Genomic DNA, 12477 nt, shown 5'->3' on the forward strand with positions numbered 1-12477 from the left:
TCGCCTGCGGCATCGAACAGGCGCGAGTTTCGAGCTTTGCTCGATGGGGCGAACTTGTTTTGCGCGGGGCCCCGAGACCACCCGTGGCAGGACCGCAAAGCAGGGGCCCAAAAGCATGGCCCTGTCCGCGCAACGACGCTACGGGTGGTCCTCCCCCACACAAAACAAGTCCACCCCATCGAGCCGGCCTGGCACCAGCGGCTTGAGGGAGCGGTGGTGGGCCAACGTCGTCGGCGGGCGTCTTGAGGCCAACGTTGTCGGCGGGTGCTCTAGGGCCAATTTTGTTGGCGTGTGCTTTAGGGCCAAGGGGGTCGGCGGGCGGTGTTGGGGTCAATGTCGTTGACGGGTGAGTGGGGGCAGTGCGGGCGGGGTCCTGGCCTGTCGGTGGTGGGTGGGGCTGGTGGGTGGGGGCTTGGCGGAGCGGAAAGGCGTTCGGGTGGGGGTGGGGGTGGTGGGTGGGTTATTTGGGTGTGGCGCGGTCGGGTTGTTGGGACAGTGGGGCGTTCCTGGTGCGGGGCTGGAAACTCGGAGGGGGAGGCTCGGATGAGTGATGGGGTGTGGGGTCGGGTCCGGGAATTCGAGGAGCGGTTCGCTAGGGCGCAGGCCACTGAAGTGGTGGAGTGGGGGTGGGGGTATGCGGTGGTGCAGGCGGAGTTTTGGGCTTCTTGGCACCACAACCGGGTGGTGGTCACGGGGGAGGTTGAGCGGGGGTGGTTCGGGGGGCTGCTGACGAGGTGTTGGGTGGCCGGGGGCTTGGGCATCGGTTGGTGCAGTTCGAGCGGGACGAGGTAGGGGCGGCCGCGGCGGCGGAGTTCGCTGGTTATGGGGTGCACGAGCGGGTCTTGACGATGGTGCACTCCGGGGTGTTGCCGCCGGAGGGCGGTGGGCGGGTCGAGGCGTTGTCGGTGGCCGAGTTGGTGCCGTCGCTCGTGGCGGACTGGCGGTTGGGAGAGCCGGGCCGCACCGAGGAGCAGGTTCGGCAGTTGGCGGAGCGGATCACACTGTACGAGCGCGGGGCCGACGTCACGTTCCTCGGTGTTCGGGACGACAACGGTGATGTCATCGCGCGTGGGGAGTTGTACGTCGCGGACGGGGTCGCGCAGTTCGAGGACGTGATCGTGCGGGCGGAGCACCGGGGGAAGGGGCTGGGCAAGCAGCTCTTCTCGGCGGCGTTGCACCGCTCGGCGGCGGCCGGGGCGGATGTGTGGTTCTTGATCGCGGATGACGACGACTGGCCGCGTGGGTGGTACGAGCGACTGGGGTACCGGGCCGGACCGGTGATGCACGTCTACCAGGGCATGGCCTAGCAGGTGAGGTCTTGGGTGGGGAGCTTCAGTTCCACCAGGTAGTCGACGCCTGCGTTGTCGACGCAGGAGGAGCCGTCCAGGAAAGCCGTGTGTTGGGTGGCTTTGTAGGTGATGAGGCGGGCGTTGAGGGACTTGGCGAGGTTCACGCCCGCGGCGTAGGGGGTGGCGGGGTCGCCGGTGGTGGAGATGACTACGAGGGTGGGGATGCCCGCGACCTTCGGTTGGTGGGGCTCGCTGGTGTTGGGGACCGGCCAGAAGGCGCAGGTGTCCAGGGCGGGGAGTTGTGGCTCGGTGTCGGCCATGAAGGTGCCCTTGGTGGCCTCGACGATCTCGCGGGAGGTCGACTCGAGTTGGGCGCGGTCGGTGATCCGGGGCTCGTCGACGCAGCGGATGGCGGTCAGGGCGGCCATCAGGTTCGTGTACTCGCCCTCGTCGTCGCGGCCCAGGTAGGCGTCGGCGAGGAGCATGAGGGTGTCGCCCTTGCCCTGGGTGAGTTCCTTGAGCGCCTGGGTCAGGATCGGCCAGTACTCGTCGTTGTAGAGGGCGGCGGCGATGCCGGTCGTGGCGTCGCTGAGCGACAGCGCGCGGTCGTCGACCTTCAGCGGCGCGTCCTCCAGCGGCTTGAGCAGCTCCTCAAGCCGCGCCTTGGTCTTGACCTCGCACTTGGCGCACTGGGCGAAGTACGCGTCCAGTGCCTGCTCGAAGCCCTTGACCTGGCCGATGACCTGCTGCACCGGGTCCTGGTTCGGGTCGACCGCGCCGTCGAGGATCATCGAGCGGACGTTGGCGGGGAACGCCTCGGCGTAGGCGGTGCCTATGCGGGTGCCGTAGGAGTAGCCCAGGTAGTCGAGCTTCTCCTCGCCCAGCGCCGAGCGCAGGACGTCCATGTCGCGCACGACGTCCCGGGTGCCGACGTTGGCCAGCACCTCGGCGCCGCCGCTGCGCTGGGCGCACTTCTCGGCGAACTCCTTGTTGTCCGCCTCCACCTCGGGGACGGTGTCCAGCGACGGGGCGACGCGCTCGGCGTCCATCTCCGCGTCGTCCAGGCACTCGATCCGCGGCTCGCTGACCCCGACTCCGCGCGGGTCGAACCCGATGATGTCGAAGCGCTGAACAAGAGCTGTCTTCTTAGCCTTACCCGCGATGTAGACCGCGGCAGACATACCGGACGCACCAGGGCCGCCAGGGTTAATCATCAGCGAACCGACTTTCTCCCCACTGGCGCGTTGGCGCAAGACGCCGATCGTGATGGTGCGGCCGTCCGGCTTCGTGTAGTCCAACGGGACGCTCAGCAGCGCGCACTCGACGCCCTTGGTGGCGAAGGCGCCCTTGCTCTCGTCGTCGTGGGCCATGGCCCGGCAGTCCCGCCAGACCAGCGCTTGACCGTAGTAGCGGTCGAGCCCAGCGGGCACGGGCCCCTTAGGACCGAGCTGCTCGGTGACGCCGACGATCGGGGTACCGGTGATGGTGGTGGTGCAGCCGCTCACCACGAGTGCGGCCGCTGCCAACACGATCACGCGAGATGTACGCACGTCTCCATACTGTCAGGCCGAGCAGCGAATGCCCTCTTGTGGCAACCGGAGCTCGGTGAGGTAGGCGGCGCCAGCGTCGTCCACGCAGCGCACACCCTGCAGGAACGCGGTGTGCTGAGTGGCCTCGTAGGTCAACAACCTGCCGCCCAGCGCGTCGGCCAACGCCACACCCGCTTCGTAGGGCGTCGCCGGGTCACCTGTTGTGGATATGACCAACACCGGCGGAAGGCCCTCTACGGACGGGAGGTGCGGCGTGCTGGTAGGCGGCACGGGCCAGAACGCACAAGCGTCAAGAGCCTCAGAAGCCGGCTTTCCGTCGTCTAAAAACGGGGCGGCTTGCTTGTAGCGCCGCTGGGCCTCTAACACTGCCGCGCGGTTGGTGACACGGGTGTCATCGACGCAGCGGACCGCGACGAACGCGTCCTGTGTGGTCGTGTACCGGCCGCTCTTATCCCGCTCGAGGTAGGCGTCAGCTAGAGCCATGAGCGTGTGGGACCGGTTCTGCTTGAGTTCGTTGAGCCCGGTGTTGAGCAGCTCCCACAGCTGCTCCGAGTACAGGGCCTGGGTGACACCGGTGGTGGCGTCCGAGTACGACAGCCGCCGACCGTCACCGGTCTCGATCGGGCGCTCGGCCAGTGGCCGGACCAGGGCGTGGAACGCGCGCAGCGCGCGGGTGGCGTCGCGGCCGAGCGCGCAGTCCTGCCGCTGCACGCACCAGGCGACGAAGTCGGTGAACGCGGACTGGAAGCCGGTGGCCTGGGCGACCAGCTCGGCCACCGCGTCCTGGGTGGGGTCCACGGCGCCGTCGAGCACCATGGCGCGGACGTTGCCGGGGAACGCCTCGGCGTAGGTGCTGCCGATCCGGGTGCCGTAGGAGTACCCCAGGTAGGTCAGCTTCTCGTCGCCGAGCGCGGAGCGCAGCACGTCGAGGTCCCTGGCGACGTCGCGGGTGCCGATGTTGGCCAGCATCGCCGCGCCCTTGCCGGTGCGTTCGGCGCACTTGGTGGCGTAGGCGCGCTGGTCGGCCTCGACCTTGGCGACCCCCTGCGGCGAGGTGTCGAGCTCGTCGTCCTCGGCGCGTTCGACGTCGCGCTCGGCGTCGGTCAGGCAGCGGACCACGGGCTCGCTCGCCCCGGTGCCGCGCGGGTCGAACCCGACGAAGTCGAAGCGCTGGTTCACCCCGGCCACACCGGACAAACGGGCCGCCGTGGACAAGCCGGACACGCCGGGCCCGCCGGGGTTGATGATGAGTGACCCGATCCTCGCGCCATCATCAGTTGCCGGTTTTCGCGACAGCGCCAGGGTGATCGTGTCGCCGCCGGGCGCGGTGTAGTCGAGCGGGACGGTCAGCCGGGCGCACCGCAGGCCAGGGGCGCGCAACGGCTGGCGATCACCATCCGTTCGGGCGTAGGGGGCGCAGTCTTCCCAGGTCAGTGCCTGGCCGTAGTACCGTTCCAGCCCGGCGGGCACGGCACCGCGAGGTCCGCGCTGTTCGGTCACCGGCGCGGGGGGTTCGTCGCTCGAACAGGCCGCGAGCGCGCTCGCGGTGAGGGCGAGCGCGGCAACCAGAGCCCTCGCGACCGACCTCCGCACCGGTGTGATCCTGCCACCCGGATGCGGAACTCACCTGCCGTGCTGCACCGTTAGGTGGCAGGGCGAGAATTGCGTCACGTGGTGGACGAGGGAAGAGGTGGCCGGAGACGTGGCTGCGTTTCTGACACGGGTCAAGAGCGGGTTCCAACGCCTGTTGGAGCGCCCGTCGACCGTCGACCTCAAGAGGTACGCCGAGGTCCTGACCTCGATCGAATGGCGTGAGGAGCGGGTAGCCAAGCTGGACGACGCCGAGCTGACCGAGGCGGCCGCCGCGCTGCGCGAGAAGGTCACGGGCAGCGCCAAGGACCTGGACAGCCAGGCGATGGTCGAGCTGTGCGCGCTCGGCCGGGAGGCGGCGCGGCGCGCGCTGGACCAGCGGCCCTACGACATGCAGCTGGTCGGCGCGATGGAACTGCTGCACGGGCGGGTCGTGGAGATGGGCACCGGTGAGGGCAAGACCCTCGCGGGCGCGCTCGCCGCGGCCGGGTACGCGCTGCAGGGCCGGTCGGTGCACGTCATGTCGGTCAACGACTACCTGGCCCGCCGGGACGCGGAGTGGATGCGCCCGGTGTACGAGCTGCTCGGCGTCTCCGTCGGCTGGGTCGACCAGGAGGCGGACGCCGAGCACCGGCGCGCGGCGTACGCGGCCGACGTGACCTACGGCGCGGTCAGCGAGATCGGCTTCGACGTGCTGCGCGACCGGCTGTGCGTCGACCCGGACGAGCTGGTGCAGCGGGCCCCGGACGTGGCGCTGATCGACGAGGCCGACTCGGTGCTGGTCGACGAGGCGCGGGTGCCGCTGGTGATGGCGGGCTCGACCGACGACAGCCAGGGCGACCCGGAGGTGGCGCAGGTCGTGCGGGCGCTGCGGCCCGGTCAGCACTACGAGCGCGACGAGGACAACCGCAACGCCTGGTTGACCACCCGCGGCGCGAAGGTCGTGGAGAAGGCACTCGGCGACATCGACCTGTACTCCGGCGACCACTCCGACCGGCTCGCGGCGGTCAACGCGGCGCTGCACGCGCACGCGCTGCTGCAGCGCGACGTCGACTACATCGTCCGCGACGGCAAGGTCCACCTGATCAACACCTCCCGCGGCCGGATCGCGCTGCTGCAGCGCTGGCCGGACGGGTTGCAGGCGGCGGTGGAGGCCAAGGAGCGGCTCAAGCCGACCGAGAGCGGCGAGGTGCTCGACTCGATCTCGGTGCAGGGCCTGGTCGGCCGGTACCAGCGGGTGTGCGGGATGACCGGCACCGCGCAGGCCGTCGCCGAGCAGCTGCGCGAGTTCTACGAGCTGAAGGTCTCGGTGATCCCGCCGAACAAGCCGTGCGTGCGCGAGGACGAGCCGGACCGGGTCTACGAGACGGTGGAGGCCAAGGAGTCCGCGCTGGTCAAGGAGATCGTCGAGCAGCACAAGGGCGGGCGGCCGATCCTGGTCGGCACCATGGACGTCGCCGAGTCCGAGCGGATCGCCGAGAAGCTGACCGAGGCGGGCGTGTCGAGCGTGGTGCTCAACGCGAAGAACGACGCCGAGGAAGCAGCGATCGTGGCCGAGGCGGGCGCGTTCGCGGCGGTGACGGTGTCGACGCAGATGGCGGGCCGCGGCACCGACATCCGGCTCGGCGGCGCGGAGGGCGACAGCGACGACCACGACAAGGTCGCCGACCTGGGCGGGCTGTACGTGATCGGCTGCGGGCACTACCCGTCGAGCCGGTTGGACAACCAGCTGCGCGGCCGGTCCGGGCGCCAGGGCGACCCGGGCGGGTCCGTGGTGTTCGCGAGCCTGACCGACGACCTGGTCAACCAGTACGCCCCGGACGCGGCGGCGGGCTCGGACGCGGACGACGACGGGCGGCACACCGACGACCCGACCGCGCGCCGGTACATCGAACACGCGCAACGCGTCGCCGAGGGCGTCAACATCGACATCCACCGCAACACGTGGCGCTACACGCGGCTGATCGAACACCAGCGCGGCATCGTCCTGGCCTACCGCGACGACGTGCTGAACACCGACCTCGCCGCCAAGCAGCTCAAGGAGCGGCTGCCGGAGCGGTGGGAGGAGCTGGACCTGCCCCCGGAGGTCCTGGAGCGGGCGGCGCGGCACGTGCTGCTGTTCCACCTGGACAGCCGCTGGTCGCAACACCTGGCATACCTGTCGGACGTGCGGGAGACCATCCACCTGCGCGCCCTCGCCAGGGAAACCCCGATCGACGAGTTCCACCGAGCCGCGATCGGCGAGTTCCGGGGACTGCTCAAGGAGGTCGGCGACCTGGCGGCGGAGACGTTCGAAACGGCCTCGATCACCGCGGACGGGGTGGACCTGGACGCGGCGGGGCTGCGCAGGCCTTCGTCGACGTGGACGTACATGGTGCACGACAACCCGTTCGACTCGGACGCGGAACAGGCGCTGCAGCGGGTGCGGGCGTCGCTGAAGAAGATCAAGGCCGGGAAGGCTTAGCGGCCTTGGGTGGTGCGCTCGGGTGTGGTGGGCGCACCACCTGGATTTATCCACTGTGGACGGTTGATGCCGTTCTGGTCTCAATGTCGATCACTCGCGGGACGACTTGCTGGCGAGCCGGGGTGGTTCTGACGGTCCCAGGCGCCTGACCAGCGAATTCCTTGCCGATGGGGTGACTGAATCCACTCTGATGGGTGACAGAAGTTATCCACATGTGGATCTCTGCGGGGGCTTGCTCAAGATCCACTGTCGGGGGGTGCCGATAGACTGGCCCAGGGACGCCCCCCGGAGAGGGTGGGGGCCGGGCCAGGCTTGGGGGTGGCCCCCGGGGGCGTCAAGGGGGTTCGCCCGAAGGTGTTACGGGCGGGCGTCAGCGGCGGGGTGGGCGTGGTCTGGAGGCCGCAGGCCCTGACGCCGGACGGCGGGTCTGGAGGCTCGCAAGTCGCGATGCCGGAGGGCGCGTGAGCCGTGACGCTGGAGGGCGCGTCTGGAGGCCGCAAACCGGGGCGCTGGAGGGCGAAGGGCGCATCCAGGGCGGACTGGGGTGGAAGTTCGATTTCTGGGCGGACTGGGGCGCCGGGGCGAACGGTGGTGTCTGGGCGCCGGGGCGGGGCAAGAGGTGTCTGGGCGCCGGGGGGGAACGTGGAGTGTCTGGGCGCTGGTGTGGAAATGGGCGTCTGGGGGTGACTGCGGCACCTGGAGACGGCATCGGGCGGATGCGCGGAATGGCTGGGTGCGAAGTGGGCGCGGGGCCTGGGCAGGCGCGCGGGCGGGTCTGCGCGGCGGGCGGGCCTATGCGGCAGGCAGGGCGCCGGAGTGCGGGGGCGGCGCGGGCGGAGGGGTGGCTGGAAAGAAATGGGTTAGCGGGCGGGGGATAGGGCTTGGGTTAGGGATTGTTTGGCGGTGACGAGGGAGGGGCCGTACCAGGTCAGGTGGCGGCCGGGGGTGAGGATGGGGTGTTTGGTGGGGAAGAAGTTGGGGCCGTCGGTTGGGGTGAACTCGTAGGGTTCGTCGGGGAGGATTACGAGGGTGGCTGAGGTGGCGTTGAGGTCCTCTATGGACAGGCGCGGGTAGCGGTCGGCGTGGGTGGCGTAGGCGTTGATTACCCCTAGCCGTAAGAGGATGTCGCCGGCGAAGGTGGAGTTGCCTAGGACTATCCAGGGTTTGCGCCAGACGGGGATGATGGCGGTGGCCCAGGGTGCTTCGGTGTGGGACCAGAGGGCGTCGGCTTCGTCTAGCCAGTCGGGGGTCGCGCCTAGGCCTGCCAGGAGGAGGCGGGTGGAGGCCAAGCCCGCGGGGACGGTGGTGGGGGCGTCGGTCACCCACACCGGGACGCCCGCTGACCGGAGAGCCGTCACGTCCTCGAGGCGGTTCTCCTCGGTGTTGGTGATCACCAAGTCCGGCGCCAGGTCCCGCACGGCGGCCAGGTCCGGGTACTTCGAGCCGCCGACCCGGGGGACGTCCAGGTCCGCCGGGTGGGTGCAGTAGTCGGTGGCGCCGACCAGCAAGCCCGGGGCGGACACCGCGACGGCCTCGGTCAGGGACGGGACCAGGCTGATGACGCGGCGGAACGAGCCGACGGGTCCCAAGAGCGTGCCGTGGTCGTCGAGCGCGTCAGACATCGGTGATCCGCAGGCCCGCGTGCGACTTGTACCGGCGGTTGATGGCGATCAGGTTGGCCGTGAACGCCTCCACCTGGTGGGCGTTGCGCAGTCGGCCGCCGTAGACGCCGCGCATGCCGGGGATGGCGTCGGCGAGGGCGCGGACGGTGTCGGTGGCCTCGCGGTCGTCGCCGAGGACCAGCACGTCGATGTCGACCTCGGCCACCGACAGGTCGCCGAGCAGCACCGCGGACACGTGGTGGAACGCGGCCGTGACCCGCGAGTCCGGCAGGGTCTGCTCGGCCTGCTGCGCGGCGCTGCCCTCGGCGACCGGCAGCGCGAACGGGCCCTGCTTGTCGAAGCCGAGCGGGTTCACGCAGTCGACGACGATCTTGCCAGCGAGCTGGGACCGCAGGCTGACCAGCAGCTCCTGGTGCCCTTCCCACGGCACGGCGACCAGCACGAGGTCCGACTCCGCCGCGCAGCCCGCGTTGTCCAGGCCGGTCACGTGCTCGACCCCGGCCGCCTCCCGCAGCTCAGCCGCGGCTGCCTCGGCGCGGTCGGCCGCGCGCGAGCCCAGCACCACCGGGATACCGGCCTTCGCCCAGCGCAGCGCGAGGCCGCGGCCCTGCGGACCGGTCCCGCCGAGCACCCCGACCTTGAGCTGACCCAACTCCGCCACGTCCCGCCCCTTCCCGTGAAGACACTCCCCACGAACGGTAGCGAGTCAGGCGCGCTCGAACGCGACCCGGCGGCGGACCGGGTCGACGGCGGTCAGCCGGACCCGCACCGACTCGCCCTCGCGCAGCCCCTCCCCCGCGGCCTTGGCGAGCACCGGCGGGGTGGGGATGAAGATCTCCGCGACGGTGGCCTCCGCGCGCAGCACGACCGCGTCGAACTCGGCGCCGACCTGGTCGGCGAGCACCCAGGCCTCCACCTGGTCCAGGCTGGCGCGGTCGACCTTGGCGGCGAGCGTGTCGGAACTCTCCATCAGGCCCGGCAGCGCGGGCAGGGCGGCGCGCACCCAGTCCGCGACCGGCTCGCCCGCGCAGACCGCGAGGCAGATCTCCGTGCCGAACCGGTCGACCAGGCGCCGCAGCGGGGCGGTGACGTGGGCGTACGCGGCGGCGATCCCGGCGTGCGTGACCAGCTCGGGCAGGTCGCCGTCGAACACGGTGTACCCGGCGCCGCGCAGCAGCCGGGTGGCGTCCATGAACAGCGCGAGCGCGGCCGGGTCGGCGGGGTCCAGGCCCGCGAGCAGCTCGGCGGTGCTGGTGCTGGGCGGCCACTCGATGCCCAGCGCGGCCGCCGAGCGGTGCAGCCACTCGACGGCGTTGTCGTCGGCGGGCGGCAGGGTCCGCAGCACACCGACCTTGGCGCGCAGCATGATCTGGGCCGCGCACATGCCGGTGAGCAGCGACAGCTCCGCGTTCCAGGCGTCGACGGCGGTCCGCGTGCGCAGCACCAGACCCCAGGTGTCGCCGTCCTTGTCGACGTCCTGCTCGGGCAGTTGCAGCTCGACCGCGCCCCGCTTGATGGCCAGCGAGCGGCGCAGCGAACCGACCTCCGGCAGGAGCGTCACCGACGGGTGCTCGCGGCCCGCGTCGATGTCGGCTTGGACGGTCGCGTAGTCGAACTGGGCCACCGACCGGATCCACGCGCGCTTGACGTCAGCGCTAACCGGCTGCCCTTCGGTGTCGAGGTCGATCGTCCACAACGCGGCGGCGCGGCGTTCGTCGGGCAGCAGGCTCGCCGCGCCTTCGGACAGCACCGTTGGGTGCAACGGGACGTTGCCGTCCGGCAGGTACATGGTCTGACCGCGCTCACGGGCGACGGTGTCTAGAGCGCCGTCTGGGACTAAGAACGCACCGAGGTCTGCGATCGCGTAGTGCAGCCGGTAGCCGCCTTCGAGTCGACTCAGGCACAGGGCTTGGTCGAGGTCCTTGGCGCCGGGCGGGTCGATGGTGACGAACGGGATGTCCGTCGCGTCCACGCGCGAGCCCCGCGGGCCGTCTGACACGGCTTTCTCGGCCTCGGTTAGCGCTGCCGGGGGGAACTGGTCCGGGAGGTCGAAGTCGGCGCGGACCCGCGCGAAGTCCCCGCCCGTCGCGTTCGCCGAGGAATCCACGGGGGAACCCTAACCGGTGAACGTGACGGGCGGGGGATGGTGAGACGGAGCCGGTCAGCGGCTGCCCTCGCGCCACGCGTTGGTGATCGGCAACCTGCGGTCCCGGCCGAACGCCCGGAAGCTGATCTTGGTGCCCGGCGGGTACTGGCGCCGCTTGTACTCGGCGAGGTCGACCATCCGCAGCACCCGGTCCACCACCTCGGCGGCGAACCCGGCGGCGAGCAGGTCGGCGTAGCCCCGGTCGCCCTCGACGTAGTCGTCGAGCACGGCGTCGAGCAGCGCGTAGTCGGGCAGCGAGTCGCTGTCGAGCTGGCCGGGGCGCAGCTCGGCCGACGGCGGCTTGCTGATCGAGTCCTCCGGGATCGGCGGCACCTCGCCGCGCTTGTCGGCCTCGGCGTTGCGCCAGCGGGCCAGCTCCCAGACCAGGGTCTTGGGCACGTCCTTGATCGGGGCGAACCCGCCGACCGCGTCGCCGTAGATGGTCGAGTAGCCGACCGCGAGCTCGGTCTTGTTGCCGGTGGCCAGGACCAGGTGGCCGTGCTGGTTGGACAGCCCCATCAGCGTGACGCCGCGGCAGCGGGCCTGGACGTTCTCCTCGGCGAGCCCGGTCAGGCCCAGGTCGCCGACGAACACGTCGACCATCCGCGCGATCGGCTGGACGCTGTAGTGCACCCCGGTGCGGTCGGCGAGTTCCTTCGCGTCCGACTTCGAGTGCTCCGATGAGTAGCCCGACGGCATAGAGACGCCGTGCACCGCGTCAGCGCCAAGGGCGTCAACGGCGAGGGCAGCGACAACGGCCGAGTCAATGCCGCCCGAGAGCCCTAGGACTACCGAGCGGAAGCCGTTCTTGGTGACGTAGTCGCGTAGGCCGGTCACGAGCGCGGCCCACACCTCGGCCTCTTCGGGCAACGCCTCGGCGATCGGCGGCACGTGCGCGGGCTCGTAGGCGGGCACGGGCTGGTCGGAGATGGTGGTGCGGCGGATCGCGAACTCGTCGTCGGCCTGGGCGTCGGTCTTCGTGGCCCCGCCCGGGAGGTCGAGGTCGACGACCATCAGGTGCTCGACGAACTGCGGTGCCCTGGCCAGCAGCGACCCGTCGGCGCCGACGACCATCGAGTCGCCGTCGAAGACCAGGTCGTCCTGGCCGCCGACCTGGTTGACGTACACCAGCGGCGCCCCCGCCTCACCGGCGCGCCGGGCCACCAGCGGCAGCCGCGCGTCGTCCTTGTGGCGCTCGTACGGCGAGGCGTTCGGGGCGACGACCAGGTCGACCCCGGCCCGGCCGAGCGCGGCGATGGGGCCGCCCTCCTGCCAGATGTCCTCGCAGATGACCATGCCGACCTCGAGGCCGCGGATCCGCACGATGTCGAGGTGGTGGCCGGGCTTGAAGTAGCGGCGCTCGTCGAACACCCCGTAGTTGGGCAGGTGGTGCTTGAACTGCCGCGCGACGACCTCGCCGCCGTGCAGCACGGCGGCGCCGTTGCGGGGTCCCTCGACGTCCTGCTCCAGGTAGCCGACGTAGGCGGGCAGGTCGCCGCAGCCCGCGTCGGCGAGGTCGGCGGCGAGCCGGGTCAGCGCGCCCTTCGCGGCGGCGGCGAACGACTGGCGCAGTGCCAGGTCCTCCACGGGGTACCCGGTCAGCACCATCTCCGGGAAGACGACCAGGTGCGCCCCGGCCTCCGCGGCCCGGCGCGCCCAGGCCACGACGGTGGCGGCGTTGCCGCCGAGATCCCCCACGGTGGGGTTGACCTGGGCCAGTGCGATCCGTAGCTGCGGCATGTCCTCATCCTCCACCATGTTTTCGCCTCAGAGGCGAAAATACGGGTCCCGGGTGAGGAACACCATAGGTCAGGGC

Annotated in this window: 8 protein-coding genes; 2 read left to right on the plus strand and 6 right to left on the minus strand. The window is 70.8% G+C overall.

Annotated features, from left to right (window positions below; all coding sequences use genetic code 11):
- Nucleotides 1-767: 767 nt before the first annotated feature.
- Entirely contained in the window at nucleotides 768-1307 is a 540-nt protein-coding gene (locus tag LV79_RS00050; RefSeq protein WP_253831125.1) for a GNAT family N-acetyltransferase, read from the plus strand.
- Here LV79_RS00050 and LV79_RS00055 read toward each other — a convergent pair.
- Together LV79_RS00055 and LV79_RS00060 are read right to left on the minus strand one after the other, a co-directional pair.
- Entirely contained in the window at nucleotides 1304-2839 is a 1536-nt protein-coding gene (locus tag LV79_RS00055) for an alpha/beta hydrolase (RefSeq protein ID WP_253831126.1), read from the minus strand. The genes LV79_RS00050 and LV79_RS00055 overlap by 4 nt on opposite strands.
- Before the next feature lie 12 nt (nucleotides 2840-2851).
- Nucleotides 2852-4432 carry an alpha/beta hydrolase gene (locus LV79_RS00060; RefSeq protein WP_253831127.1) on the minus strand — a complete coding sequence of 527 codons (1581 nt, stop codon included), beginning with the start codon at nucleotides 4430-4432 and terminating at the stop codon, nucleotides 2852-2854.
- A 109-nt stretch (nucleotides 4433-4541) separates the two neighbouring features.
- On the opposite strand from LV79_RS00060, the gene secA2 reads away from it, so the two are divergent.
- Entirely contained in the window at nucleotides 4542-6893 is a 2352-nt protein-coding gene (secA2, locus tag LV79_RS00065) for an accessory Sec system translocase SecA2 (protein WP_253831128.1), read from the plus strand.
- 860 nt (nucleotides 6894-7753) lie between these two features.
- On the opposite strand, the gene LV79_RS00070 is transcribed toward secA2, so the two are convergent.
- The 4 genes from LV79_RS00070 to LV79_RS00085 are packed head-to-tail and all read right to left on the minus strand — an operon-like array spanning nucleotide 7754 to nucleotide 12401.
- Nucleotides 7754-8515 (minus strand): helical backbone metal receptor, encoded by a 762-nt coding sequence (locus tag LV79_RS00070; protein WP_253831129.1) that lies wholly within the window; start codon nucleotides 8513-8515, stop codon nucleotides 7754-7756.
- A complete protein-coding gene (npdG, locus tag LV79_RS00075) occupies nucleotides 8508-9176 on the minus strand; it encodes an NADPH-dependent F420 reductase (protein ID WP_253831130.1) in 669 nt (222 codons plus the stop codon). The genes LV79_RS00070 and npdG overlap by 8 nt, the downstream gene beginning before the upstream one ends.
- 45 nt (nucleotides 9177-9221) lie before the next feature.
- Nucleotides 9222-10622, minus strand: a complete 1401-nt coding sequence (locus LV79_RS00080) for an RNB domain-containing ribonuclease (protein WP_253831131.1) — start codon at nucleotides 10620-10622, stop codon at nucleotides 9222-9224.
- Nucleotides 10623-10676: 54 nt separating this feature from the next.
- Nucleotides 10677-12401: an NAD+ synthase gene (locus tag LV79_RS00085; protein ID WP_253831132.1), complete on the minus strand. Its 1725-nt coding sequence runs from the start codon at nucleotides 12399-12401 to the stop codon at nucleotides 10677-10679.
- Nucleotides 12402-12477 lie beyond the last annotated feature (76 nt).

Source organism: Actinokineospora globicatena (assembly GCF_024171945.1).
In the GTDB taxonomy this organism is placed as follows: Bacteria; Actinomycetota; Actinomycetes; order Mycobacteriales; family Pseudonocardiaceae; genus Actinokineospora; species Actinokineospora globicatena.